Genomic DNA, 26,716 nt, shown 5'->3' on the forward strand with positions numbered 1-26,716 from the left:
AATCGTCTCGGCTCGCGCCGAAAAGTCGCCGCCGGCAATGGCACGGACGGCCTTGGCGATGGATTTGAGCGGCCGGACGACATTTTGGGCGAGCCGCCAGCCGACGATGATGGCTCCCATCAGGCCGAGCGCCAGGATGAGACCAAGCGCCACTGCATCGCTGGCGCTCCATAATTCAGTGTAGGTCGCCTCCGGAAAGAGCCAGTCATAGACATAATAGGCATATATGAACCAGCCAAACGCCAGCAAGGCCAGAGCCGACAGCGTCAGAACGCTCATGGCAATGACCAGTTTTGTGATCAGGCTCTTAGCCATAATGATCCGCCAGCCTGTAGCCGACGCCGCGAACGCCCGACAGGAGCCGGTCAGCCCCGGCGGCGGCAAGCTTACGTCTGAGATTGCTCATATGGCTGTCGACGGTGCGCTCAAGCGCCTCGCCTTCCGGCAAACAGGCATCGACAAGCTCCGAGCGCTCGAACACGCGATTGGGTGAACGCGCCATGTAACTCAACAGCCGGAATTCCGTGCGTGTCAGTTCCAGCACCGCCGGGCCGGTCGGGTGCTCGACCGATGCCAGATAGGCACCCGGATCGACCGTCAACGGCCCCACGCGCATCGGCTGCTGGACGTCGCGGCCAGTGGCCCTGCGTAACACAGCCTTGGCGCGCGCAACCACCTCGAGCGGATTATAGGGTTTGACCACATAGTCATCCGCCCCGATCCGCAGCGCCTGAAGCTTGTCGAGGTCCTCGGCCAATGCGGTCGCCATGATCACCGGCGTATCGCCGCGCCGGCGGATTGCGGCAAGAACTTCATAACCATCCAGGCCCGGCAGCTTGACGTCCAGAATGATGAGGTCCGGCTTGAGACGCTGATGATGCGCCAGACCGATCGTTCCATCGCTGGCACTGATGGTTCTGAAACCTTCGCGGCTGAAATAGACGTCAAGTATCTCCACGATTTCCGGCTCGTCCTCGATAATGAGGATCAGTGCGTTTTCCATAGCCTTTCTCCCGCTGCCAATCATGATTGCCACAAGAGGCGCTTGTACCGTCAAGGTCAAGAATGGAACAGGCATCTCCATGCAAGCTCCACACAACCTTCACATGTCCTGAAGGCGGGCGATCTCGGCGGGACATTGGCATGGGGATAGTGCCGGACTTTGGTCCGTTCACAGTGATCGCGATGCAGGCGGTGAGCGTTTGCAGCTTCGGTCCTTTTGCTCCTGGCGGTCGTGATGATTCCGCGATCGAAGCAGCCGTTGAGAGATACTATGACGGCGTGCATACAGAATTCAGCCGGCGCCGTCTCCAAGCTCTATCGTCATTGAGTATTCCGCCCGAATATCCCAGCTAATCGCTCTTGATTGCGACCCCGCCTCTTGCCGATTCTTCCACCAGATCTCCATTCAACAGTCACGCAGTCTCAACAGCGATGGCGCAGAGATCGCAACCATCCATTCGCGGCCAGTTGCCTCATGAAACATGGTCGTTCGATCATCCAGATCCCTTGAACAGCCGTCGAAAGCGAAAAGGCCGAGTTGAAAGTGTCATCCTTTGCCCATTTCATCAAAAGCCTGAGTGAGGTTGAAATTACGCTTGTGGTTTCCTTCCTATCTTTGATCGTTTTGGCCCTCGCCTATGTGTTTGGAAGATGGTGCGGCAAGACCGGGCCATGGGCCAGGCCTTCAAACAATTACGGTGTGACGGAAGATCAGTTCAAACGATCGCCGGAACCCGGAGCGGAACACGCGCGCTTGCGGCCTACCGTTCGGCGGTGACTTTCGATGACGCGCTTGACGTAGCCACCCTGCACAAGAACGTCGACCTGCTTGAACGCCGGTTCAGAAGGCAGTATCCGGGAGCGGTCCGGGTGGTTGGCCATGCCGAGCCGCGTTTCGCGACAATCCTGTCCCAAGCTAGGTTGATCTGAGTTCGAACAACACCGGGAACCTTTTGCTGCAATTATCATCTATGGTGGCTAGAGGAGTTCAGGATGATGGCATTGCGAGCAAAGTCAGGTTTCCCATTCGGTCATGGGGACGATGTTGAACTTGTTCGACGCGCCCTTATCAGGGACGCCGATGCTTTCCGCATAATAATGCGGACGCACAATCGCCGGCTTTACCGCATTGCCCGCGGCGTCATTCGGGATGACGCCGAAGCCGAGGATATCGTTCAGGAAGCCTATTGCTCTGCCTTCTCTCATCTCGACCAGTTTCGAGGTGAATCCTCACTCGCAACCTGGCTTTCCCGCATTGTCATCAATGAAGCATTGGGACGTTTGCGCAAAAAGCGGCGTGCACCGGATTTTGTGACTGCGATAAGCCAGAATGCAGACAAGCGGATCATCCAGTTTCCCATCAAAACAGGTGAAGACCCGGAGCGGTTAATGGCACAGCGGCAGATTTTGCAAATGGTTGAACGGGCAACCGATGCTCTTCCCGACGTGTACAGGACAGTCTTTATCGCGCGCGTGATCGAGGGGCTCAGCCAGGAGGAGACTGCGGACCTGCTTGGTATCAAAACTGAAACGGTGAAGACACGCCTGCATCGCGCTCGTGCGCTTGTACGCAAACAGTTGGACGATCAGATCGGCCCGGTCTTGATGGATGCCTTTCCATTCGCTGGACAGCGCTGCGCCCGTTTGACAACAGCAGTCATGAAGCAGCTCGGCTTCATCGAGTGAACTCCGGGAACCTTTTTCGCTATTCAACATCAAATGGCTGTCAGTGGAAAAAGCGACCCGGATACCCTTCCGGGTGAAGGAGGTATTATGTTCTGTCGAACAATGACGGCCCTGGCCGTTCTTTCCCTATTGGGCAGCACTCATCTCGCTCATGCAGCGGACAAGCCAACCGACCCGCAAATTGCACACATTGCCTATACGGCAGGCATCATTGACGTCGAGGCTGCAAAACTGGCGATTGCCAAATCAAAAAACAAGGATGTTGTTGCATTCGCCAGGGACATGGTGCGCGATCATGATGCGGTCAATACGCAAGCGCTCGCACTGGTCAAAAAGCTGAAGGTCACGCCCGAGGATAACGACACCAGCCGTTCGCTCGTCAAGGCCGCTACCGCCGAACGCGCCAAGCTGGACAAGTTCGACGGAGCAGCCTTTGACAAGGCCTATGTTACCAACGAGGTTGCCTATCACAAGCAGGTCAATGGCGCGCTTGAAACCTTGCTCATTCCTTCTGCAAAAAATGCTGAGCTTAAAAGCCTTTTGGAAACTGGACTGAAGATATTCCAGGGGCATGAGCAGCACGCCGAACATGTAGCAGCTGGTCTCAAGTAGAGCAGACACATGGTATTACAACTCAAGGCGTGGATCTCAGTTGTCCTGATAATGGGTCTGGGGTCCATTGCTGCCAGAGCGGAAACCATACGGGTCACAATCGAGAAAATGGTATTCACCCCAGCCGTCATCACCGCAAAAGTTGGCGACCGGATCGAATGGATCAACAAGGATATCGTGGATCATACGGCAACAGTGAAAGGCAGATGGGATGTCGTGATCTCCTCCGGCAAAGCGGTAACGCTCCAGCTTGAGCAAGCGGGGTCCGTTGATTTCTATTGCCGCTTTCATCCCAACATGAAGGGGCGCGTCACGGTGACCCCCTAGGATGCACCTTTGTCCCACCGACATCTCCGGCCAGGATCACCGGGGTTCGTCTACCACTCCCTTCCATCTTCAAATCGGTCATTGTAGCCGGCGATTTTGTGTCACCACACGCACTCACTTCGTCTACTCTGTGCGCGAGGACGCCCGTGTTGAGACTTCAGAATACCGAGCTTCCATGGGCGAAAGGCCATCTGGATTGGGCTGCGTGAAGATGCCGTAGAGTTCGGGGCGCCGCCCACGGATCCAGCGTTGCCCCGTGCATTTGTCGAGCAGTGCCAGATCGAGATCAGCAGTGACGATCGCATCGTCAGCCAACCATGTCTCCGCCAAAATTCGGCCGTAAGGATCGAGAATCATGGCATTTCCGGTTCGCACTTCATCCTCGTCCTGGCCTACGCCATTGCTGAAGATGAGGAACATACCATTATCGTGCGCGCGTGATGGTAGCCAGCGCATGAACCATTCGCGGCCGTTCGGTCCCCGAATTTCCGCCTCGATGGCCTCCGGATCTTCATAACGGCGTACCCATTTTTCGACAGGTATCCGTTTCATTCCGTGCGGGCTCACCGACTGGCCGCCTCCGGCCTGATGGGGCGCGATCAAGAGTTCTGCGCCGAGCAAAGCAGTTGCTCGGGCGTTTTCGACGAGATTGTTGTCCCAGCAGATCAGAATGCCTGCGCGTATGTCCCATGGAGTGTCGAAGACGGTGAACCGATCGCCGCTCGATATCGCGCGATGCTCCCAGGCATGCAGTTTGCGGTGACAGTGGATTTGACCATCCGGCAGACACACGGCGTAGGAATTGTATATGGCACTATCATCGCCGAGCTCCAGAAAACCCACGCCGATCCCGATGCCATGTTCTCGCGCCAAACCGGCCACATACGATATCGATGGCCCCGACAGTGGCTCTGCAAGTGTGTGGATCGCTTCGGCATCGAGCTTTGGAACGTGCCAATAGCCGCAGATGCACATTTCCGGGAATATCACCAGCTGGCTGCCGTCGCCTACGGCTTGTTGCGCAAGGGCAGTAACCCGCCCGAGATTATAGGTCTTGTCATTCGCTCGATGCTGAAATTGGATAGAGGATACTTTCAACATGATTGCCATTGCTCCTTATATCTGGCGCAATTTGACCATATGCGTTTCATTCCGTAAAATGATAACTTTGATGAATTTAAGTCGTAAATCGAATGGATATCAAACTACTCCGCTCCTTTGTCCTCCTCGCCGATACCGGTCATTACGGCAAAGCGGCAGACAGGCTGTTCGTCACGCAATCGACCTTGACCAAACAAATCCAGGCACTGGAGGCAATGGTCGGCGGTCAACTGTTCGAGCGCGGGCGACACGGCGCGAGGCTGACGGTGCTTGGAAAGCTGCTCGAAAAGGAAGCACATAAGCTCTTGCGATTGAGCGATGAGCTCGATGTGAGGATGCGCCGTGCCAATGCAGGTCTTGCCGGTCACCTGGATATCGCGTTCGGAATTTCGACACTTATTCTCGCTCCCCGGCTGATTGCCGACTTCAGGGCGGCGACATCTGATTGCCAGATCACGCTCGACGATATGCCCTCCAATGAACAGCATCAGCGTCTGCTCGACGGACGGCTCGATGCCGGCTTTTGCCGAGCGCCGATGGAAGGAGAAGGGTTATCCTTCATGCCGTTGCTTGAGGAGCGGCTGGCGCTTGTGCTTCCGCTTGCCATGACTGAACCGTCCTCAAGTCAGCTATCGACGTTAAACAGTCTGGGTTTCGTTGCGCTTTTGCCAAGCCGTGGATCGGGATTGGATGCACAGATCGCGCGCTGGTGCTCAGCCTCGCACTTCAAGCCGCGTATCATTCAGTATGCCGACGACATCCTGACGGTTCACGCCGTCGTTGCCGCAGGGCTGGGGGCGGCGTTCCTCCCCTGGTATGGCGTGGAAGCCTTGGGCGGACGTACGCGCCAATGGCAGATGTCCGGCCCTGAATCAGGCTGGCCGATTGGGTTGTGCTGGCGCAGCGCAAACAGCAATCCCTTGTTGTTGCGGTTCGTCGACCATATTTCGAAGCACCGGTGAGACGGCCGAATGCTCACTCTCAACCCCGACGCTCGATGATCTGATCCGCTACCGGCACGCGGCGATTTCACAAGCCGCTTTCGGGTACTTAGATGCCACGGTCCAGCCGCCCGACGGTGTGGAACGATCGTCTCACCGACTTGAGGATTGGGCTCGTGAACACAGAAGCATTCTTCACCAAAATCGGAACCTTCACCCATCTGTCAGAGAAGGCCGTGCGCGCCTGGTCATCACCCCTTAGCTCGAGGCAGTATAGCAGGGAGGAGCCCTTCATTCGGGCGGGCGACGTACCGACGGCCTACGCCTTCGTTGTCGAAGGTCTATTGTGCCAGCACTATGTCGGCCGCGACGGCGACCTGATCATTAAAAGCTTCTTCCCCGAAAACCGCATTGCCGCTTCAGTCAGCGCGACCTTGCTCGGCGAACCTAGCCTATTCACGATAACGGCCATTGAGCACAGCATCGTCCTCGAATATGACTTCGCAGCTTTCAAGTCGCTCGTCAGTGACTTCCCAGACATTGCAGCGTTTTACATCAGCTATATGGAGCGCCATTGGATTATCGAGAAAGAACCGGGCGAGATTGCGTTTCTGTATGACGACGCGATGCAGCGCTATATCGATTTCAGCCGCAGGGAGCCGGAACTGCATAAGCGTTTGAAGCAGTATAACATCGCCGCTTGCTTGGGTATCACCCCGGAAAGCCTCAGCCGGCTGCGAAGAACAATCGCCATCACAAGGCCTGACAGACGCTGACGTGATTTCTTACCAAACATCAATTCTTTCGCGACCGGATTGCTCCATTTCTGTGGGCAAGGAACCACCGTGACGGTCACGGTGAGACGCCGAACGGCGGAGGGATTAGCCTGATTATCATCGAATCACGGATTGGCGAGCACTCGACTCCATCGCGGACGTTGGCATCGCTTGGCTCACTGACTACAAGCGAACTTATAAGATAAGGAGGATCACGATGACCGAAGCGCTGGATGAGGGACCCTTCTTTCACGGCACAGTCGCGGATTTGCGCGCGGGTGATTTCCTCACTGCAGGATACCGGTCGAACTATCGTCCCGAAGTGGTGATGAACCATATCTACTTCACTGCCATTGTGGACGGTGCCGGGCTTGCCGCTGAAATCGCGGCTGAACTCACCAAAGGTGGCGCAATCCCGCGTGTTTACGTCGTAGAGCCGACCGGGACATTCGAGAACGACCCGAACGTGACCGACAAGAAATTTCCTGGAAACCCCACGCGGTCGTATCGCAGTAGCGCGCCGCTCAAGGTCATCGGCGAAATCACGCATTGGACCAGATTGACGCCCGAAGCACTACAGGTATGGAGAGAACGACTGACCGCGCTGCGCTCAGACGAACGAGGCGAAATCATCAATTGATGCGAGGCGACACGCTCCTGTGCTCATTAAGCGACTGAACCATTAAAAGGAGACGATTAGATTTCCACCGCGAATTGAACAACCAGGCCGCCCCGTACGCAGAATGGCAGCTTTGAAGAAATGCCGTCGCCTGGCTGGAGGGCTGTGGCCTAAACGTGGTTGCTATCTTCATGGTCGGCGCATCGCGCGGCGGTTCACGTAGTCGACGATGAACCCAGCCTGACCTGCGACCGGCCAGCCTCCGTACGGCTTGCGTGGGAATTCGCATCACTGTGATCCAACAGACTTGAAAGTTCCACGCGATCAATGACTAAGATCGATTGGCCTGAACCATCTCGCTACCTGTTCTGAAAGCGGCATCCAAAGCCTTGTGGCCGCTGCCAGAAAGCCACGATTTGAACGAGAGTAGTTCCGGATTGAGTTCACGCATGACGTTCAGATCAACGAGTTCTGCCAGTGGGCCATCCTCCAGGCTGGACGCCATGTGCGCGAGATCCACATTAGCTGCCAGTACCTCATCTGAAAACCGGGAATAGGTGATAGGTTTGCCAGCGATTTCGGTGAAGGCAGCCTCCAACTCGTGACCTGTAACTCTGTCGCTGGCGATTTTTAATGTAACGCCGCCAAACCGAGCTTTGTCGGTGAACATCGCCGCAACAATTTTTCCGATGTCTTCCACAACAGTGAGCTGTATCGAGTGTTCGGGGCGGATCAGGGAAATCAGCCGGCCTTCGTCCAGGCCAAAGCCGGGCCGCACGAGCATCTCCATAAAGATCATGGGTCGGATAATGGTTGCTGTGAGCGACAGTTCGCGGATATGTGCCTCGATACGAGGCTTGGCATCAAAGCGCGGAACGCCCGTCAATGTGTTGCCAACGCTAGCGCCCGAGGAATAGATGAAGTGATCGACGCAGCTCTTTGTGGCCAGATCTGCGATGGACGTACCGTACCTGACCTCATCCTCCGCCGACAGGTTGGCTGGCAGCACGCTGAAGACGCCATGTACATCCTTCATTGCAGCAGCAATTACGTCGGTGTGTTCGAACGATCCCTGCACGATTTCAGCACCGGCGTCCTTCAATGCAATAGACGCGGGTTTTGAAGGATCGAGCACGAGGGCACGAACAGGCCATCGGGCTTCTAGCAACGCCCTGGCAACCGATCCTCCCTGCCGACCAGTGGCTCCGAAAACTAAAATTGGACGTCGATCATTTGTCATGGGATATCCTCGTGCAAGCAGGCAGCGTGGTGTATGATACAGCCAATCTGCTTCCTGCCAATTTGGCTTATTTGCACCACTTATATTCGTATTGTGGCGAACTGGACGGAACTACTTTTCGGTCGCGGTAAATTATCGAACTTGTCTTGCCGCGCGCCGCGCAAGCGGCATTGAAAAAGCTTATTGGATCAACAGGCGCACCGTTCGCATCCTTATCGTTGTCGTTATACTCGATTTCGTAAACTAAATTTCCATATCCGCCGGAGTAGGCATCGCATTCCGAAAAAACTTGGCACTCTTCCACGATTGCGAAATCGAAACCGATCTGCGACGCGCCAATGGATACCAGACTGGATGTATTTTTTTGCGCAATTGCGAGTTTGGCAGAATGCGCACGATTGACCAGCAATTTCGCAAATTCCGTATTGCTGGCTTCTGTTAAAACGCCTTTGGAGCGTGCAAAGGAGTCAAGATTGTCCGGTTCGACCGCATTGAAACCATCCGCAGCGCACTTATCAATCCAGGGACCAACTATCGCTATGAGCGCCGAACGCTTCGTCTCCGTAGAGGTATCCATCAGATATTCGTCTTCCCATTTTGGATCGGTAACATACTCACCGTTTTTCTTAACCAATAACTCCGGATGATTTGATTTCCACCAATCAGCATCGGCCGGCTGGGTTTGAAAAGTATTCACGTAGCAGATGTTGTATTTACCAGGGACAGGTGTAACTCGCCGGTCGCGAACAACGACTGCTACCTGGTTTAGAGGGGTATATTCGCCTCCAAGCTGATAATCGAATTGGCCATGAGCTGGTGGCAGTGTCACAGCTTGAGCATTGACCGAGAAAACAATATTGCTCGTTGCGACGATGGCGAGAACCGTCTTTCGAAACCATAGTACTCTCATTTGGGGTGATGACCTTGTCTGGCTGTTTTCCCCGCCTCGAGCAGGTCGCTCTGGCGTGGCAAGTGACGGATTGGATACCGGCTGGGAACAGCTGGAACATTTGTGACTAGTCCGTAAATTGTCGTCAAGGGGGATTACAACATCGAAAGCCAAGATTGTGTCATGTGAGTTCCCTGCGCGATTGTGATCGAACCAGCAGACTGCCGCAATTTCGGCAAGTGTTACCCGAAATTTTCTATCAAGCCCGCCGCATCATTCATGGAAGGAGGACATTGAATGCAAGAGCGTACTTTCCTTTGGCGGTTTGATATGAGGCACATCTTCTGCTCCTCCTATCCGCAGGCGTCAGCGTAGGTCGTGAGCACCCGCGTTATTGCTGCTTGAGTAAGGGCTGCTGCGGTAGGAGGGGTCAATCCATTCATGACTTCCGGCCACGCCATGGCAAGATGCTGGCTGATTAATGTTTCCGGCAAAAGATCATCACCAAGTCGAGCCATCAATTCGGCCACTGCCTTCAGCGCGGACGGATGTGTCCAGTAATAACGAATGCGATCCGAATAGCTGAAATGTCGTTGGATCCGTTGTTCGTTGGCAGCTCCCGGATAGTACTTTGCCCAGTGTTGTGGTTCCTTGATCATCAGGCTTTCCATTGTTACCTTCAAGCTGGGAGGTGTCCCGTTGAGTTCGGCGGCGATGAGATCAAGACCGTAGAGCGCTTCGCGAAGCGCAAACGTCAAACCCGGCCCCACCTTGAGAATGGCATATCCATCGCGAACCAAAGCCTGCAAAGCCGCTGGCGTTTGGTAATCTGTGGAATGCGCTTCAAAGATGATGTTGGGAAGCGAGTGAAGGCTCGCCGACAAAGATCTGGCTGCAGCGGGATTGTAGGCCACCACGTTTTGATTTCCAAACTCAACGCCCGGCTGCACGACCAGTCCCACCACCCGTTCGAACGCGCCTTCCAGTCCACGCGCAGCAAAGAACGACCTATGGATTTCAACAGTTTCACGCGCTGCATTTGCTGAGGTGATTTCGAGTTGTTCGACCTCCTCGAGCGCTCCGCCTGGAACTGGAACTTCTGTACCGATTACATAAACCAGTGACGCGGATGCATGACGCTCTGCAACGAATGCGAGTTCGGCAGCCCGGCTCGCCGTTGCCTCGTCGCCAAGGGCTATTGGCTCCCCTGCGCAACCCATTGAACAGTCCAGGTGAATCTTCTCAAATCCCGCCGCGGCGTAGGCAGCAACCATGGTACGGGTCTTGTCAAAAGCCTCATCAACCGGCAGATGCTTCCAGGGATTCGGACCGAGATGATCGCCACCAAGAATTAGTTTGGAGATGTCGAAATTTTCCTCTTTCGCAATGTTTTCAACAAATTGGCGAAAGGCGGCCGGCGTCATCCCTGTATAGCCGCCATCCTGATTGACCTGGTTACATGTTGCTTCAATCAGCACAGGTTTGCCCGTTCTCCGTCCATGCGAGAGAGTTGCGCGGATGACGCCGGGGTGGGCGGAGCAAACCGAAGTTACACCTTTAGGCTTACCTGAACGGTGAAGAAGAGACAGTGAGCGAAGCAGGTCTGTAGACATTTCAATCTCCTGAATGAGTGAATTGAATCAATATCAATCAAAAAAATGATTGACAATGATTCTTTTATGCGGAATCAGTGCGCTATGTTGATTTATTTGGAGGTAATTCTGCGCCAGAAACAGGCTGCAGCTACGCAACTGGGAAATCCTTTATGGCGTGTCCTCAGTGGGGGCGGTTGTGCAGAGCGGCGGGCGCTTCAGTTCCGGCGTCCGTGCCAACTGGCCTAGTATGAAGATCGCGGCGTGTTGAACCGCTTGCCAAATAGTCAGGGGCGATGTCGCCTTTAATCAATAAAGGCGATGTGGCTCGGAATTCAGCCCTGCAGTCTCGGAGTCGACGACAAGAGGGAAAACAACCCGGTTTTCTACCGGGAGGCGACGCGGATTTTTCCACGAAAATCCGCGTCGGTGAAATGCAAAAAACAAGCTTCTGAACAAAAACAATAGGGGATCAAATATGAAAATTGAGTGCTTTCTTCTTGGCTCGGCCGCGGCTCTGCTTGCGGTAACTGGAGCACGTGCTGCCGATGCAATTACCGTAGCCGAACCAGAAGCCGTTGAATATGTTCGCGTTTGCGACGCCTATGGCAAAGGCTTTTTCTATATTCCTGGTACAGAGACATGTCTGAAGATCAGCGGCTATGTACGCTATGACGCCATGGGCGGCGATGATGTCTATAAGGGTGGCAAATATGGAACGTGGCAGAAAAAAACCCGTGCCACTCTCCGGTTCGATGCCCGTTCCGAGACCGAACTCGGCACATTACGCTCGTACATCGAAACAGAATTCAATTATGAGAATGGCTCAACTGCTGACGGCATCAAGCTTCCACATGCCTACATCGAGCTTGGCGGCTTCCGTATCGGTGCAACCGACGAGATCTTTGGTTCATTTGTCGGATATGCAGGGGACATTATCAATGACGATGTCATCAATTATAACTCGGATGAGACCAATCAGGTCAGCTACACTTTCACCGGCAGCAATGGTTTTTCGGCTATCATCGCAGCGGAGCAGGGAGATGGTGTGTATGTCATCGATGATTACACGCCGCACCTTCTCGCGGGTGTGAAGTATGAGCAGTCCTGGGGAGGCATATCAGGTATTGCCGGTTACGATTCCAAGGCTGAGGAATGGGGTTTTAAAACGCGTCTGGATGTAAAGCTTACCGACAAGGTGTCCGCATGGGTCATGGGCGGGTATCAAACGAATTATGATGACGCACCGTTGGCCCGCCGCAACTGGTTTGGCACCTGGGACGGAGACTATGCCATCTGGGGTGGCCTGGCCGCCAAGGTTTCGGACAAGGCTACCATCAATGCACAGCTTGCCTATGAATCCGAAGGCACACTCGCTGGTGCTCTTAATGTTGCATATGAAATCGTTCCCGGCTTCACGGTCACGCCCGAGTTCAACTACACCAAGTTCGACGGTGCCCGTAAGAATGCTTCCCTCGCGAAAGGTGGCAACGATGATGCGTTCGGAGGGATCATTCGTTTCCAGCGCAATTTTTAATTTGGAATAGGGTAACTGGGCGGTGCTGGGGCTGATTGGTTGGAAACAGCGCCGCCAGTTCGATCATCCATTTGCAACGGAGCGACGTCTCTGACTATCGCACCTGGACAGGGTCCTTCCATCGGTTGGCGAAATGAGAACGTTTGATCCTCTTACTTGTACGTGGCTGGCAGGTGAGAGGCAATGTGCAGTTGCGAAGCCTGGTTCGGAAAGCTTCAACTTCATATCAGTAAAACAATCAATAAAAATCATGAATATGATTGACATTGATTTATATATGCAGAATATTCGCATGAAAGTGAACAATCGAGATGCTTATTCCCATGAAAATCGACCGTGCCCAAGCGATACGCCAATTCCTGTTTTCCAATGGATCATCGTCAATTGGTGCGATCGCGCTTGCTGTAGGTACGTCTATCCCTACGCTTCGTCGCGATCTTATTGAGCTCGAAGAGCAGGGTGTCGTGGTGCGAACGCATGGTGGCGCACGGCTTGCCGATCAGTTCGAGGTTGAGGTTGCTTTCGAACAGCGCGAAGCGCAGGCGTTGACCGCGAAGCGGGCCATCGGTGATCTGGCGCATGATATGCTGCGCCCGGGTTCATCGGTGTTTCTTGATTCCGGCACAACGGTATTGCAGCTAGCGCGGCGTATTCGCGTTAATCCGATGCCTCTCAACGTCTTCACCAATTGTCTACCGGCCGCGCAGATGCTGATTGATGTCCCCGAGGTAAAGGTCACGCTTCTGGGTGGCCAGCTTCGCAAGGAAAATTCGTCTGTTGTTGGACCTTTGGCGGAGGACATGCTCGGGCGGCTTTGGTTCAATCAGCTTTTCCTTGGTGCGGGTGCAATCGCTGATGATGGAGCGATGAGTTCCATCGATGAAAATGAAGCGCGGCTGAATTCAGTTATGGTGTCGCGGGCTGAAAATCGCATTCTTCTCGCCGATTCAGGAAAATTTGGCTCGCGACTTACTTACCAAGTGGCGCTTCTAACCGACGTGCAAAGTGTTGTAACGGATGCCGCGCTTCCCAAGGAATGGGTGGAGCGTATCCAGACGATGCGTGTCGACCTGCGTCTGGCCAAGCCGGCGAACGGAGCCGCCGCAGGATGACAACTGTTCTGGGGCTGGATTCCGGTGGCACGAAGACCTTGGCGGTTATTGCTGACGGGAGCGGAAACATCCTTAGGCATTGGACCGGTCCCGGGTTCGATCCGATGGCGGGCGATCGCTGGATCAGTGACCTATCGGATGCTGTTTCCTATCTTTGTACCGACGAAAACCCGGTTGCCGCTGTTCTGGGTTTGCCTTTCCATGGCGAAATTGCGGATGCGTCTGATCGGCAGATTGCCGCGGCGCGCTCAGTGTTCGCCTGCCCCCACCTTGTTCTCAACGATGTAGAAGTCGCGTGTGACGGTGCATTTGCCGGCGGGGATGGTGTCCTTCTGCTTGCTGGAACTGGCAGCATGGCCTGGGCAAAAGTTGGGACGCAGAGCCTTCGTACCGGTGGCTGGGGAGAGGCATTTGGCGACGAGGGTTCGGCCTATTGGATTGGCCGTGAAGCGCTGTCGCTTGCTTCGCAGACGCTTGATGGGCGGATTCAGGCGCCGGAATTCGCCGCGGCAATGCTTAAGGCGTGCGGGACTGACCGTTCGGGTTTGCTCGCATGGGCCTATGGACAAGAGAACCCACGTGCAAGCTATGCAGCGCTTGCTGTTCAAGTGAGCATGCTTGCGGAAGCAAACAATGGCACTGCCCGCGATCTTCTCAGTCGGGCAGTGCGATATCTGGGCGACCATATCATCGCAGTACGCCGCCTGCTTGAGCGGCCTGAACTTGCGTGGTCCTATGCGGGCGGCCTGTTCCAGTCATCGTATATTCTTAAGGAGGCACGCCTTTTGCTTGGCGAGCCTTTGCTGCCGAAATTGCCGCCTGTTGGAGGCGCACTTTGGCGTGCCGCCGCGCTTGCAGGCAGCGAGCCCGGTGACGATTTCATCCGTTCGCTTGGCGCATCGCTGGAAAAGCTTTCCTTTGTAACAGGAGCTGAAATACAATGAACCGTCGTATAGTGTTGTCGGGCGCTGTTGCTCTTTGTTTGAGCTCAGCCGGTCTGCCCTTTACCGCCACAGCTTCCGAACCGCTCTCGGTGCTGCTTCCGCCGTGGGTGACCCTTCCCAAGGAAATGACGGATAAATACACCGCGGAATCAGGTGGCAAACTTGATATCCAGACGCTCGGTTGGGACGAGATCCGAACCAAGATCGTCACTTCAATGATGGCAAAGACTGCGCCTGCGTCAGTGACTGAGATGGATTGGTCCTGGGTTGGACAGTTCGGGAGCGCGGGCTGGTACGATGATCTTTCCGGCGCTTTGTCCACGGAACTTAAAGCAGATCTGCCGACGACATCGATCTTTACCTATAATGGCAAGCTGATCGGTATCCCTTACAACAATGATTTCCGCGTCCTCATCTACAACAAGGCGCATCTGGCGAAGGCTGGTATCGTTCAAGCGCCGAAGACGCCCGATGAATTGCTGGCAGACGCAATGGCCGTGAAGGAAAAGGCCGGCGTGGCATATCCAATAGGCCTGCCACTTTCGGCGACAGAGGGTTCGGCGACAGTCTGGTACCTGCTGACCAAAGCATTCGGCGGCGATCTTTTCGATGCCAATCACAAGCCACTTTTTACCAATCCGGAAAGTGCTGGCTACCGGGCGATGTCCTTTGAAATACAGGCATTGAAGGACGGATTGATTGATCCCGCTTCGACATCGCTGAAGGATGTGGAGATCCAGGAATTGTTCAAGTCCGGTAAGGTCACATTCGATATCGCCGGCTGGGCGGGTAATCTTGCCGTGTATACCGATCCAGCAAAGTCGCAGGTTGCGGCCGATGCTGCTGCTGCCCTGGTTCCGAGTATTAACGGAAAATCCCGTACGATCGGCTTGCCCGGTGCGTTGGCGGTTCCTGTTTCCGCCGGGCACAAGGACACAGCCCGCGCCTTTATCGACTGGATGCTCGATCCTGATACGATGGTCGACAACTATGTAAAACTTGGCAACCTGCCAACCAGGATTTCGGTTCTGGAAAAGCTCAACCGGGATGGCAAGCTGACGCAGGGTGACGTGCTGGTTGCGCAGGCTGCAATGGTTGAACCGCTTTTTCCAGAGGGAACACCCGGCTGGTATCCTGAGTTTTCAGCGGCTGTCGCAAACAATCTCAATGCCGCCGCCAAAGGGCAGGTTTCCGTAGAAGAGGCTTTGACCGCGATCGCCGCTGCGGCCGAAGAGGCGCAACAGTGATGACCAGCCGCTTCATTCCGAAGCGACCATTGTTCGGACAGGAGGCACGGCTCGGGCTTTGTCTCACCGCTCCAGTCATCCTGATCATGGGCGTGCTCGTTATTCTGCCGCTGATCCTCACTGTCGTTGAGAGCTTCTACAGGGTTGAACCAATGAAGCAGGGCATTCCCTTCATCGGCTTCAAAAACTACGCCAACCTCATGCTCGACAAGGATGTGCTGAAAAGCTGGAATAATACATTTATCTATGTGGTCATTGCCGTTGCAATCGAGACCTTGGGCGGACTCGGTGCAGCGCTGGTGCTGAACAAGGTAAAGATCGGTCGCAGGTGGCTTCTGGCAGTGGTCGTGCTTCCCTGGTGCCTTCCGCCTGTCGTCAACGCCATTATCTGGCTGTGGATATACAATCCAAGTTACGGGCTGCTGAATGCCCTGTTGCGTTCTGTCGGGCTGATTTCCGAGAGTCACGTCTGGTTCAATGACCGGTTCACGGGTCTCTTTCTGGTTGCGGTTGTCCATGCCTGGCGCATGCTGCCCTTGACCGCGATCATCCTGCTTGCCGCGCTCCAGTCGATCCCGGCAAACCTCTATGAAGCAGCACGTCTTGATGGGGCTAGTGCATGGCGGCAGTTTTGGCTCATCACGCTGCCATTGATCTCAGGTGGCCTTGCAATATCACTCAGCCAATCTACGGTCTTCGCCTTTAACCTGTTCGATGAGGCGTGGATCCTGAATGGCAGTTCCATCGGCACGCGCAGCCTGATGGTCCAGGTCTATATGTCGGCCTTCCAGAACATGAAATTCTCCCTCGGCATGGCCCTGTCTATTATGGCGATGATTGCTTCACTGATCGTCTCGGCGATCTATGTCCTGAGGGTCTACAAAGAGACGAGGTTCGATTGATGCGCCGTCTCGGTTTTTATGCAGCACTTGCGATTCTCATCCTCTGGTCAATCGGTCCGGTCTACTGGGCATTGGTCACGTCAGTCACGCCGCCCAATGCGCTCGTCAGCGATCATCTTCGGCTCTGGCCGGAGCAGATGACATTCGAACATTACGCCAAACTCTTTGGCGCGACATCGACAAGCCAGGGCAACGAGGTACAATCGGTGTGGCCGCAATTCTCGCGGGCGTTCTTCAACAGCTTGCTGACTGCATTTGCGGCAACGGTTTTGACGGTCCTTATCGCTGCCTTCGGCGCGTGGGCCTTTGTCCGTTTGCGCTTCCCTGGCCGTGATCTGATATTCGTCGTGATCGTCGGGACGCTTGGGGTTCCAGCCTATACAGTGATGATCCCGCTTTACCGCATCATGATCAGCGCGGGGCTTGTTGATACCTATACCGGCGTTGTTCTCATTTATGTCTCGGCCTTCCTGCCGCTCGCGCTGTGGCTCATGCGTAGCGTGTATCAGGCGATGCCACTTTCGCTTGAGGAAGCCGCTTGGCTTGATGGAGCATCGAAGCTCTACACGCTTGTGCGTATTGTTCTGCCTCTTGCCGGTCCAGGCCTGGTTGCAACAGCCATCCTCACGTTTCTTTCGGCCTGGGGGCAATTCATGGTGCCGCTGGTCTTTTCACCAACGCTCGATACCAAGCCCCTGACCGTTCTCATTCCAGAGTTCGTCACCCGCAACTATGTCGACTACGGGCTGATGAACGCGGCCGGCATCGTGGCCATCGTTCCACCGGTACTGCTGGTGATCTTCCTCAACCGCTTCCTCGTGCAGGGCCTCATGGCCGGTGCGAGCAAATAAAGGACATGACAGAATGAATTTGACCGAGAAAGTCATCAAGGAGCAGTTCCCTTTCTGGGAACAGGCGATGAAACAGGAACTGCCCGACGTGCCGGGAAAAACGGTGGTGATCACCGGTTGCGGTACGTCGTACTATCTCGCGCAGTCTATTGCCGTTGCCTTCAACGCGAATGGACGAAGTGCCATTGCCGTTCCCGGCGCCGAATGGGCACGTCGCATGAAGGACTATCTGGCGGACCGCTCCGATATCTGCGTTATCGGCTTGTCGCGTTCGGGAACAACGACAGAAACCGTGCAGGCAATCGAGAGCTCCCGGCAGGCAGGCATCCCGACGATTGCCATCTCATGTGAACCGGAAACGAGCCTTCTCAAAGCTGCTGACGTCGCGATCTATCTGCCGACCCACAGCCAGGAAGGGATCGTTATGACCGCTTCCGCGTCGCTGATGCTTCTTGCCGGCCTTCGGATGGCCGGGGTCCAGTTGGGTTCCGTTGCCCACGCTAAAGATGCGCTTGATGCGGTCGAAGGTGCAACGCCACTTCTCAATGGCAGGAGCCATTTTGTCTATCTCGGGGCAGGGGCACTGTATGGGATGGCAACTGAAGGCTGTCTGAAACTCCAGGAGATGTCGATCACTTTCAGCCAGGCCTTTCACCCTCTTGAATACCGCCACGGCCCGATCAGTCTTATCGACGATCAGTCGCTGGTTGTCCTCCTCTACTCCGCCGAGACGGTGGATGAGGAAGCCAAGGTCGCCCGCGATGTCCAGTCGCTCGGAGCTAAGGTGATCGGCCTTGGCGGGCCGGGTGACTTCAGCATACCGCTCACCCAGAGCGGTGCTGCCCGTGCGCTCGAGCTCCTCCCGGCCCTGCAGGTTCTCGGCGAACGGGTCGCCAATCAGAAGCGGATCGATACCACGCAACCTCGTAACCTGACCAAAGTGGTCGTATTGCAGTAAGGAAAATTCGATCATGGCCAAAATTTGCCTGATTGGTGCGGGCAGCACCGTTTTTGCCCAGAATATCCTGTCCGACGTTTTGTCGAACCCCGATCTCGCCGATAGCGAAATTGCGCTCATGGATATTGATACCGAACGACTTTCGACTTCGGAAATCATGTCCAGGCGAATTGCCGATACACTCAGTTTGAAGAGCCTTCGCATCACGTCCTATACTGATCGCCGCCTCGCAATGAAGGATGCCGATTTCGTCATTCTGATGATGCAGGTCGGTGGTTACAAACCGGCAACGGTGGTTGATTTCGAGATCCCAAAGCAATTTGGCTTGCGCCAGACCATTGCCGACACACTTGGTATTGGTGGGATTTTCCGGGCGCTGCGTACGATACCAGTCATATTCGATATCGCCAGGGACATGCGCGATGTCTGTCCCGGCGCGCTGATGATGAACTACGTCAATCCGATGGCGATGAATTCATGGGCAATGGCGGAGGCTTTTCCCGATATTCGATATGTGGGCCTTTGTCATTCGGTGCAGGAAACCTCCGGATATCTCGCCCGCTCGCTTGGCGAGGACATTTCCACCATTGATTACCGCTGTGCGGGGCTCAATCACGTTGCCTTCTTCACCAAATTCGAGAAGCGCCACCCAGATGGACGTCGCGAGGATCTCTATCCGAAGCTTCGCGCTATTGCGGCGAGTGGTAATTATGACAAGGAAGAGGCAGTTCGCTGGGAGACCTTGAAGCATTTTGGTCATTTCGTCACCGAGAGCTCAGTCCATTTCAGTGAATACACGCCTTGGTTCATCAAGCGTGGCCGTGAGGATCTTCTGAAACAGTATCAACTACCGCTGGATGAATATATCACCCGTTGTGAAGATCAGATTGCCCATTGGCACGTGCTTCGCAAGGAACTGGAGGATGCCGGAAAGCCGCTCGAGGTTTGCCGGTCGAACGAATACGCTTCGGCCATCATCCATGGCATGGTGACAGGCACCAATTATCTCATTTATGGAAATGTGCGCAACGATGGCCTTATCGACAACCTGCCGCGCAATGCAGCCGTCGAGGTGCCATGCCATGTGGACCGCAATGGCGTACAGCCGATCCGGGTGGGCTCTGTACCAGTACAGCTTGCCGGCATCATGCGGATGTCGCTCAACGTGCAGGAGCTGACGGTTCAGGCAGCCCTTACAGGCAAGCGAGAACACATCTACCATGCTGCTGCTCTTGATCCGCATACCGGCGCAGAGCTATCCCTGGATCAAATCCGCGACCTTTGCGACAAGCTGATTGCTGCTCATGGCAATTACTTGCCTGCCTATCATTGAGGGGCAGGCCATGGCTCATGTATCACTCAACAACATCATCAAATCTTACGGCAGTTCGCAGGTTATGCATGGTGTGACATTCGATGTGGCGGATGGTGAATTCGTCGCACTCGTCGGTCCTTCCGGATGCGGAAAATCCACACTTTTGCGGATGGTCGCCGGCCTGGAGGACATCAGCGGCGGGACGATTTCCATTGCCAACCGGATCGTCAACGATGTCGAGCCGAAGGAGCGTGATCTGGCGATGGTATTCCAGAACTACGCGCTTTATCCCCATATGACGGTTCGCCAGAATATGGGATTTTCGCTTAAACTCAGAAACGCACCGAAGACCGAAATTGAAACACGGGTGGCGGAAGCTGCAGGAATATTGGGCCTGAAGGATTATCTCGACCGATTGCCCAAACAACTGTCTGGCGGGCAACGACAGCGTGTAGCCATGGGGCGCGCCATTGTCCGCCAGCCAGCTGTGTTCCTCTTCGATGAGCCACTTTCGAATCTTGACGCGGCGCTGCGTGTGCAGATGCGCGCTGAAATCCGCGCCCTCCACGACCGGCTCCAATCAACATCGATCTTCGTTACCCATGATCAGGTTGAAGCCATGACAATGGCGGACCGGATCATCGTTCTGCGATCGGGACGCCTGGAGCAGGCGGGTGCACCACTCGAACTTTACGACCGACCGGCCAACGCGTTTGTGGCCGGGTTTATCGGATCTCCCGCCATGAACCTTCTGAGGGGGCAAGCCGTCGATGGCATGATCAAGCTGACAACGAAGCTGTCTGTTCCGCTTCCGGCTGCTGCTGACGGCCCGGTGATATGGGGCATTCGCCCGGAACACTTAAGTCTCGTGCCTGCAGGGAGTGAGGGGGCTCTGCGCGTCCGGGTGACAGCGGTCGAAAGCACGGGCCATGCCACGTTCGTTATGGGCGACATGGATGGCATTATGATCACGGCCCTGTTTACTGACCGCCCGCCACTCAGCAAGGGCGATCAGATTTATCTCAAGGCCAGCCCCGAAAAACAGCATCTTTTTGATACGACCACAGAGGTGCGCATCAACTGACCTGCGCTAGCTGGAGCGAGCATAAATAAGTGTGCACTGGCCCGAGGGACGGCAGCAACACTTCAAAGAACAATACGAGGAGAACTAAGCCATGAAACTGCTGAAAGCCACCACCCTTGCGCTGTTGCTGACCACATCCTGCGCCTTTGCCGATACGGAAATCACCTATCAATTCTGGGGTAGTCCCCAGGAAGTTGGCGTCTGGAACAGCGTTGCCCGTGCGTTCGAGACCGAACACCCCGGTATCAAAGTCAAAATCGAAGCATCCGACTGGGACAGCTATTGGGAGAAACTCAAGGTGAAAGTTGCTGGCGGGACTCCGCCTGATGTCTTTGCCATGGATGCCCCGCTCTATAAGGATTGGCAGTCTCGTGGCGTATTGTTGAACCTGAAACCCTATCTGGACAAGGAACCCGGCATTCTGGACGGCGTCTATCCATTGACGTTGAAGGCTTACGAAACGCCGGATGGTTTCTATGGTTTGCCGCGCGACTTCCAGACCATCGTTCTATATTACAACAAAGACATGTTTGATGCCGCCGGTGTCGCCTATCCGAATGATGGCTGGACCTGGGAAGACTTTCGCACAGCTGCAAAGAAACTGACCAAAGACAAGGATGGCGACGGCAAGACCGATCAATGGGGCTTCTGGGAAGCCGGCTATGATATGGAGCCGTTCTGGGGGGCTCTGGTCTGGTCTTTTGGTGGCGAAGTCGTCAATCCAGAGACGCACAAGACGCTGATTTCGTCACCGCAAGCGATGGCAGCTTTCCAGTTCATGTCCGATATGTGGCTGAAAGATAAATCCATGCCCTCGGAACAGCAGCTTCGCCAATATGGTGCTGATGGATTTTTTGCCGGCATTTCCGCGATGGGTGTTTCCGGGCATTGGTCAGTTCCCGAATATAGCCAGGTTGCCTTCAAATGGGATATTGCACCCTTGCCAAAAGGTCCCGCCGGCCGCGTAACCTCAGCCAATTCCGCCGGCTTCGTCATCGCGAAGGACAGCAAGCATCCAAATGAGGCTTGGGAATTCGTGAAATATGCCTTTGGCGAGAAAGGACAGACGGAGCTTGCCAAGATCGGTCTGGCCATTCCGGTTCGCAAATCCATTGCCGAGCGCCCGGCCTATCTCGACCAGTCGACGAAAATAGATCATTCACTCTACGTCAAAGCGCTGGACTATGCGCATCTGAAACCTGTCTTCAAAGGCTATGAGGAATGGTCTGGTGCGGTCGGCGATGCGCTCCATATGGCATGGACCGGCGAGATGAAAATCACAGATGCACTTGCCGAAGCTGTTGCCAACGGTGACGAAGTTCTGGCCCGGAGCAAGTGAATGAGTGCCCTAAGGCCAATGGGATCCGAACGCTGGTGGGTTTGGCTTTTCCTTTTACCCACGCTTCTTGGCTTGGCGTTGGGCACTTTCGGGTCGATCTTCGCGACTATTGGCCTGAGTTTCACCAATTGGGATTTGCTGACGCCACCGCAATGGGCAGGGGTTGATAATTACGTCGATCTTCCTGCGGGCAGGATGTTTACCAAAGCGTTCTGGAACACGCTGGCATTTTCGGGCCTCTATGTCCCGCTCACGGTTGTGCTGTCGTTGGTTGTGGCGATCGGCCTCAACCGGCGGATAAAGGGTATCGGCTGGTTTCGGGTGATGTATTTCCTGCCGGCGGTTTGCTCGCCGACGGCGACGGGCCTTCTATGGAACTGGATCTATGCCCCGGACAACGGTGTTCTCAACGCGGCTGTTACTGCTGTCGGAGTATCACCAGTCAGTTGGCTTGGGCCGCGCATGGCGCTTTATTCAATCGTTGTCGTCAACGTCTGGGGTGCCATCGGTGGCGGAATGATCATTTTTTTGGCCGGATTGCAGGCGATTCCAAAGGAGTACTTCGAGGTAACGCGGCTGGACGGAGCAACTGCCTGGCAAAGGCTGCGTTTCGTGACCTTGCCAGCCTTGGCACCCAGTCTGTTTTTCCAGACGGTGCTGACCACAATCAATGCCTTCCAGGCATTCGATTACATCTACGTGCTGACAAGTAGCGGAAATGGCAATTCGACCATGCCAACGCTGGTATTCTCGATCTATCGCAGCGGGTTTCGTTTTTTCCGCATGGGGGATGCTGCAGCGCAGGCTGTTGTGCTGACGGCAATGATTTTCGCGCTCACGCTTGTCTATTTCCGGCTTCAGAAGAAATGGGGTGAACCATGATCCGAAAGAGCAAAGCTGACTGGGCAGCGTTCCTTGCCCTTTCGACAGGTGCCATAGCCATGGTCGGGCCGTTCATATGGTTGATTTCGACAAGCTTGAAGCCAATGGCGGAACAGTTCGACATGACGCTCGTGCCGCGTCATCCGACCCTTGCAAACTATATCGAACTCTTTCACATCATGCCGTTCCATCTGCTGATCTGGAACAGCTTGAAAATATCGGCGATCTCGACGCTGGGGCAATTACTGACCTGCTCAATGGCGGCTTTCATCTTTGCGGTTGTGCGGTTTCCAGGACGCAATGTTCTTTTTGCCTTGCTGCTCCTCACGCTCATGGTCCCGGCGCAGATCACCGCCATTCCGCAATTCATAATATTCAAGTTTCTCGGACTCTACGGAACGCAGGCGCCACTCTATGTACCTTCGTTTCTGGGAGGCGCTTTTGGAACGTTCCTGATGCGGCAGTATTTCCAGACGATACCGCTTGAACTGGCGGAGGCGGCGCGGATGGATGGTGCATCGCTCTCACGGATATTCTTTACAATCTACCTGCCGCTGGCAAAACCGGCGCTGGCTGCATTTGCCATTATCGCCTTCATGTTCTCCTGGAACGATCTTTTTACAGCGCTTATCTACCTGCCGTCCGATGTGGAAAAAACGACACTGACCGTTGGTCTTGCGCTTTTCCAGACTCAGTATTCTGGTCACTGGACTCTCATGATGGCGGCTTCCGTGATTTCCGTCGCCCCGATAGTGATTGCCTTTTTCCTGGCGCAGAAACATTTCATCTCAGGCATGGCGATGACTGGAATGAAGTAATGGCGCCTTTGCACTGTTTTATGTGTAGGCATGCGGTAAAGGCCGCAAATTACGCGGCCTTATCAGCGGCAATTGTTGTGGCATAAAGGCGCTCGGCCTCGACAAGTGCATTCGCGCACAAACGCTCGATTGTCGTGATTGCAGGCAGAATGATCTTCCTAGGCCTGCACTCCTCCACAAACGGGAAGCCAAGTAGAAGATCGTTGCCCTGCAGTTTTGCGCAACGCATCATTGTAACAGCTGCGTGAATAATCCGTATGTTGCAGGATGAGCACCAAACCTTCAGATCTTATTTTGCGAGATTTGGTAATCGCATACCTGGTAGCGGTTTGAAATATCACTCAAAGAGCGAAGTGCGTCGACCAACAAGTTAAAGTCACACTGCTAAAGAGGGAGAGGGTATCGAATATGGCGTGCTCGTTACGAGCAATCCGGAATATTGTTGATTTGCATTGAGAGCTGACCCGGGATTGCGGGAAAATATCACTGAGAATTGACCCATGTTTCAATCATCCCCTGTGGTTTCAGCGGGGGCACTGGAGTGATCGACATGGCGTTACTGAGCGTAATCCGACGCTGGCATTTTCGGGATGATCTATCGATCCGGGAGATATGCCGCAGGACGGGCCTATCGCGGAATACTATCCGCAAATACCTGCGTGGCGGCGACGTGGAGCCGAGATTCAAGGTACCGGAGCGACCGAGCAAGCTTGATCCGTTTGCAGATCGTTTCTCGGTCTGGCTGAAGACGGAATCCAAAAAGAGCCGCAAGCAGAAACGGACGATGAAGCAGTTGCATTCTGATCTTGTGAGCCTTGGCTATGACGGCTCCTACTGCCGCGTTGCAGCCTTTGCTCGCGAATGGAAAGCGGACCGGCAGAGAGAACTCCAGACAACAGGACGCGGCACGTTTGTCCCCCTGGCATTTGAGCCGGGTGAGGCGTTCCAGTTCGACTGGTCTGAGGATTGGGCGGTGATTGGCAATGAGCGCACGAAGCTGCAGGTGGCGCATACGAAGCTGAGCTACAGCCGCGCCTTTATTGTCCGGGCCTATCTGCTGCAAACGCACGAGATGCTATTCGACGCGCACAATCATGCGTTCCGCGTCTTCGGCGGAATTCCTGGCCGCGGCATCTACGACAACATGCGCACAGCGATCGACAAGGTTGGCCGTGGAAAAGAGCGCGACGTCAATATCCGTTTCATGGCAATGGCCAGCCATTACCTGTTCGAACCCGAGTTCTGTAATCCTGCAGCCGGCTGGGAGAAGGGACAGGTGGAGAAGAACGTTCAGGACGTGCGTCATCGCTTCTTTCAACCGACGCCGCGCTTTCCGTCACTGGAAGCCCTAAATGACTGGCTTGAGATTCAATGCAAGGAGTTCTGGGCAAAGACCCTACATGGTCAGATGCGCGGCACCATTGCCGACATCTGGGCAGAGGAAGCGCCGGCTCTCATGCCCGTTTCCAGGCCGTTCGATGGGTTCGTCGAGTACACGAAACGGGTCACACCAACCTGCCTCGTGCATCTGGAGCGCAACCGCTACAGCGTCCCCGCTTCTTTCGCCAATCGGCCAGTGAGCCTGCGGGTCTATCCCGATCGTATTGTTGTTGCAGCAGAAGGTCAGATCGTCTGCGCGCATCATCGCGTCATCGATCGTTCCCATGATCGGCCGGGACAGACCATCTACGACTGGCGGCACTATCTGGCTGTCGTGCAGCGCAAGCCGGGCGCTCTGCGCAATGGTGCTCCGTTCGCCGAGCTACCGGACGCATTCAAGAACCTGCAGCAATATCTGCTCAAGAAGCCCGGAGGCGACCGCGAGATGGTCGATATCTGGCACTTGTCCTTCAGCACGACGAGCAAGCCGTGCTGAAGGCCGTGGAGATGGCGCTGAAGTCCGGGGTTCCCACCAAGACGCATGTGCTGAACCTGCTGCATCGCCTCGTCGACAGCAAATCCTTCACGCCTCCAACCCTCGACGCACCTCAGGCACTGACGCTTACCAACGAGCCCAAGGCCAATGTGGAACGGTACGACACCTTGAGAAAGACGGAGGTCCGCCATGCGTCATAATCCGGCAAGCGGCGCGATCGTTATCATGCTGCGGCAACTGAAGATGCACGGCATGGCCCAAGCCGTCGGTGAACTGACCGAACAAGGAGCGCCGGCGTTCGAAGCTGCCATTCCCATCCTGTCGCAACTCCTCAAGGCGGAGACGGCCGAACGAGAGGTGCGGTCTACGGCCTATCAGCTCAAGACGGCACGCTTTCCTGCCTACCGCGATCTGAACGGATTTGACTTTAGCAGCAGCGAGATCAACGAGGCGCTCGTACAACAGCTTCACTGCTGTAACTTCCTCGACGACGCCAACAACATTGTCCTGGTCGGCGGCCCCGGTACGGGCAAAACGCATGTTGCCACAGCGATCGGTGTCCAGGCCATCGAGCAGCATCACAAGCGCGTTCGGTTCTTCTCAACTGTGGAGCTGGTCAACGCGCTTGAGCAGGAGAAGGCTCAAGGTCGCTCGGGGCAGATCGCCAATCGCCTCGTGCATTCCGACCTGGTCATCCTTGACGAGCTTGGTTATCTGCCATTCAGCGCTTCAGGTGGTGCGTTGCTCTTCCACCTGCTGAGCAAACTCTACGAGCGCACCAGCGTCATTATCACCACCAATCTCAGCTTCAGCGAATGGGCCAGCGTCTTTGGTGATGCAAAGATGACAACCGCGCTGCTCGACCGGCTCACCCATCATTGCCACATCCTTGAAACCGGAAACGACAGTTTCCGCTTCAAGAACAGCTCGGCTCATGAACCCAAAACAACGAAGGAGAAGCCTAGGAACTTGACCACCACCAACACGAGCGATACCTAAAGGCGGGTCACTTCTCGGCGCAAATCCCGGGTCAGCTCTCAGTGCAAATCAACAGACTTCGTCCTCT

Annotated in this window: 25 protein-coding genes and 1 pseudogene; 20 read left to right on the forward strand and 6 right to left on the reverse strand. The window is 55.0% G+C overall.

Features of this window, described 5'->3' with window-relative positions:
• Nucleotides 1–315: HAMP domain-containing protein (locus ACTJJ7_RS17385; RefSeq protein WP_440968289.1), on the reverse strand; the 315-nt coding region annotated here is incomplete at its 3' end.
• A complete protein-coding gene (locus ACTJJ7_RS17390) occupies nt 308–1,003 on the reverse strand; it encodes a response regulator (protein WP_440968290.1) in 696 nt (231 codons plus the stop codon). The genes ACTJJ7_RS17390 and ACTJJ7_RS17385, both read right to left, overlap by 8 nt.
• A 992-nt stretch (nt 1,004–1,995) precedes the next feature.
• On the opposite strand from ACTJJ7_RS17390, the gene ACTJJ7_RS17395 reads away from it, so the two are divergent.
• From ACTJJ7_RS17395 to ACTJJ7_RS17405, 3 genes are all read left to right on the forward strand, one after another.
• Nucleotides 1,996–2,688 (forward strand): RNA polymerase sigma factor, encoded by a 693-nt coding sequence (locus tag ACTJJ7_RS17395; RefSeq protein ID WP_440968291.1) that lies wholly within the window; start codon nt 1,996–1,998, stop codon nt 2,686–2,688.
• Nucleotides 2,689–2,775: 87 nt separating this feature from the next.
• Entirely contained in the window at nt 2,776–3,300 is a 525-nt protein-coding gene (locus tag ACTJJ7_RS17400; RefSeq protein ID WP_440968384.1) for a DUF4142 domain-containing protein, read from the forward strand.
• A 9-nt stretch (nt 3,301–3,309) separates the two neighbouring features.
• On the forward strand, nt 3,310–3,627 hold the full coding sequence (locus ACTJJ7_RS17405; protein WP_440968292.1) for a cupredoxin domain-containing protein: 318 nt from the start codon (nt 3,310–3,312) through the stop codon (nt 3,625–3,627).
• A gap of 123 nt (nt 3,628–3,750) precedes the next feature.
• Here ACTJJ7_RS17405 and ACTJJ7_RS17410 read toward each other — a convergent pair whose 3' ends face one another.
• A complete protein-coding gene (locus tag ACTJJ7_RS17410; RefSeq protein WP_440968385.1) occupies nt 3,751–4,731 on the reverse strand; it encodes a nitrilase family protein in 981 nt (326 codons plus the stop codon).
• Between the two features lie 89 nt (nt 4,732–4,820).
• Here ACTJJ7_RS17410 and ACTJJ7_RS17415 point away from each other — a divergent pair, with 89 nt between their 5' ends.
• From ACTJJ7_RS17415 to arr, 3 genes are all read left to right on the forward strand, one after another.
• On the forward strand, nt 4,821–5,690 hold the full coding sequence (locus tag ACTJJ7_RS17415) for a LysR family transcriptional regulator (protein ID WP_440968293.1): 870 nt from the start codon (nt 4,821–4,823) through the stop codon (nt 5,688–5,690).
• Nucleotides 5,691–5,845: 155 nt separating this feature from the next.
• The gene (locus ACTJJ7_RS17420) at nt 5,846–6,445 is read left to right on the forward strand and encodes a Crp/Fnr family transcriptional regulator (RefSeq protein WP_440968294.1); all 600 of its coding nucleotides are present in this window, start codon (nt 5,846–5,848) and stop codon (nt 6,443–6,445) included.
• Nucleotides 6,446–6,662: 217 nt separating this feature from the next.
• On the forward strand, nt 6,663–7,085 hold the full coding sequence (gene arr / locus ACTJJ7_RS17425) for an NAD(+)--rifampin ADP-ribosyltransferase (protein WP_440968295.1): 423 nt from the start codon (nt 6,663–6,665) through the stop codon (nt 7,083–7,085).
• Between the two features lie 310 nt (nt 7,086–7,395).
• Here the strand turns inward: arr and ACTJJ7_RS17430 are convergent, their stop codons facing one another.
• The 3 genes from ACTJJ7_RS17430 to ACTJJ7_RS17440 form a co-directional block, all read right to left on the reverse strand.
• A complete protein-coding gene (locus ACTJJ7_RS17430; RefSeq protein ID WP_440968296.1) occupies nt 7,396–8,304 on the reverse strand; it encodes an NmrA/HSCARG family protein in 909 nt (302 codons plus the stop codon).
• A 67-nt stretch (nt 8,305–8,371) separates the two neighbouring features.
• The gene (locus ACTJJ7_RS17435) at nt 8,372–9,214 is read right to left on the reverse strand and encodes an endo alpha-1,4 polygalactosaminidase (RefSeq protein WP_130272102.1); all 843 of its coding nucleotides are present in this window, start codon (nt 9,212–9,214) and stop codon (nt 8,372–8,374) included.
• Nucleotides 9,215–9,546: 332 nt separating this feature from the next.
• A complete protein-coding gene (locus ACTJJ7_RS17440) occupies nt 9,547–10,806 on the reverse strand; it encodes a D-tagatose-bisphosphate aldolase, class II, non-catalytic subunit (RefSeq protein ID WP_440968297.1) in 1,260 nt (419 codons plus the stop codon).
• Between the two features lie 457 nt (nt 10,807–11,263).
• On the opposite strand from ACTJJ7_RS17440, the gene ACTJJ7_RS17445 reads away from it, so the two are divergent.
• The 14 genes and pseudogenes from ACTJJ7_RS17445 (at nt 11,264) to istB (ending at nt 26,649) form a co-directional block, all read left to right on the forward strand.
• Nucleotides 11,264–12,322 (forward strand): porin, encoded by a 1,059-nt coding sequence (locus tag ACTJJ7_RS17445; RefSeq protein ID WP_440968298.1) that lies wholly within the window; start codon nt 11,264–11,266, stop codon nt 12,320–12,322.
• A gap of 305 nt (nt 12,323–12,627) precedes the next feature.
• Nucleotides 12,628–13,434: a DeoR/GlpR family DNA-binding transcription regulator gene (locus ACTJJ7_RS17450; RefSeq protein ID WP_105733177.1), complete on the forward strand. Its 807-nt coding sequence runs from the start codon at nt 12,628–12,630 to the stop codon at nt 13,432–13,434.
• Nucleotides 13,359–14,378 carry an N-acetylglucosamine kinase gene (locus tag ACTJJ7_RS17455; protein ID WP_440968299.1) on the forward strand — a complete coding sequence of 340 codons (1,020 nt, stop codon included), beginning with the start codon at nt 13,359–13,361 and terminating at the stop codon, nt 14,376–14,378. The genes ACTJJ7_RS17450 and ACTJJ7_RS17455 overlap by 76 nt, the downstream gene beginning before the upstream one ends.
• Complete coding sequence (locus ACTJJ7_RS17460) at nt 14,375–15,625, forward strand: ABC transporter substrate-binding protein (RefSeq protein ID WP_440968300.1); 1,251 nt, start codon at nt 14,375–14,377, stop codon at nt 15,623–15,625. Before ACTJJ7_RS17455 ends, ACTJJ7_RS17460 begins: the two co-directional genes overlap by 4 nt.
• Nucleotides 15,625–16,527, forward strand: a complete 903-nt coding sequence (locus ACTJJ7_RS17465) for a carbohydrate ABC transporter permease (protein ID WP_440968301.1) — start codon at nt 15,625–15,627, stop codon at nt 16,525–16,527. Before ACTJJ7_RS17460 ends, ACTJJ7_RS17465 begins: the two co-directional genes overlap by 1 nt.
• A complete protein-coding gene (locus tag ACTJJ7_RS17470) occupies nt 16,527–17,378 on the forward strand; it encodes a carbohydrate ABC transporter permease (protein ID WP_440968302.1) in 852 nt (283 codons plus the stop codon). Before ACTJJ7_RS17465 ends, ACTJJ7_RS17470 begins: the two co-directional genes overlap by 1 nt.
• A 13-nt stretch (nt 17,379–17,391) precedes the next feature.
• A complete protein-coding gene (locus ACTJJ7_RS17475; RefSeq protein WP_440968303.1) occupies nt 17,392–18,336 on the forward strand; it encodes an SIS domain-containing protein in 945 nt (314 codons plus the stop codon).
• 13 nt (nt 18,337–18,349) lie between these two features.
• Nucleotides 18,350–19,669, forward strand: a complete 1,320-nt coding sequence (locus ACTJJ7_RS17480; RefSeq protein WP_440968304.1) for an alpha-glucosidase/alpha-galactosidase — start codon at nt 18,350–18,352, stop codon at nt 19,667–19,669.
• Between the two features lie 10 nt (nt 19,670–19,679).
• Complete coding sequence (locus ACTJJ7_RS17485) at nt 19,680–20,735, forward strand: ABC transporter ATP-binding protein (RefSeq protein ID WP_440968386.1); 1,056 nt, start codon at nt 19,680–19,682, stop codon at nt 20,733–20,735.
• 91 nt (nt 20,736–20,826) lie between these two features.
• The gene (locus ACTJJ7_RS17490; RefSeq protein WP_440968305.1) at nt 20,827–22,074 is read left to right on the forward strand and encodes an ABC transporter substrate-binding protein; all 1,248 of its coding nucleotides are present in this window, start codon (nt 20,827–20,829) and stop codon (nt 22,072–22,074) included.
• Nucleotides 22,075–22,092: 18 nt separating this feature from the next.
• On the forward strand, nt 22,093–22,956 hold the full coding sequence (locus ACTJJ7_RS17495) for a carbohydrate ABC transporter permease (RefSeq protein WP_440968306.1): 864 nt from the start codon (nt 22,093–22,095) through the stop codon (nt 22,954–22,956).
• On the forward strand, nt 22,953–23,774 hold the full coding sequence (locus ACTJJ7_RS17500; protein WP_440968307.1) for a carbohydrate ABC transporter permease: 822 nt from the start codon (nt 22,953–22,955) through the stop codon (nt 23,772–23,774). The genes ACTJJ7_RS17495 and ACTJJ7_RS17500 overlap by 4 nt, the downstream gene beginning before the upstream one ends.
• Nucleotides 23,775–24,324: 550 nt before the next feature.
• Nucleotides 24,325–25,850, forward strand: a pseudogene (gene istA / locus ACTJJ7_RS17505) (IS21 family transposase).
• Complete coding sequence (gene istB / locus ACTJJ7_RS17510; RefSeq protein WP_223616131.1) at nt 25,840–26,649, forward strand: IS21-like element helper ATPase IstB; 810 nt, start codon at nt 25,840–25,842, stop codon at nt 26,647–26,649. The pseudogene istA and the gene istB overlap by 11 nt, the downstream one beginning before the upstream one ends.
• The last annotated feature ends 67 nt before the right edge of the window (nt 26,650–26,716 follow it).

The organism is Phyllobacterium sp. 22229 (genome assembly GCF_052056495.1).
In the GTDB taxonomy this organism is placed as follows: Bacteria; Pseudomonadota; Alphaproteobacteria; order Rhizobiales; family Rhizobiaceae; genus Phyllobacterium; species Phyllobacterium myrsinacearum.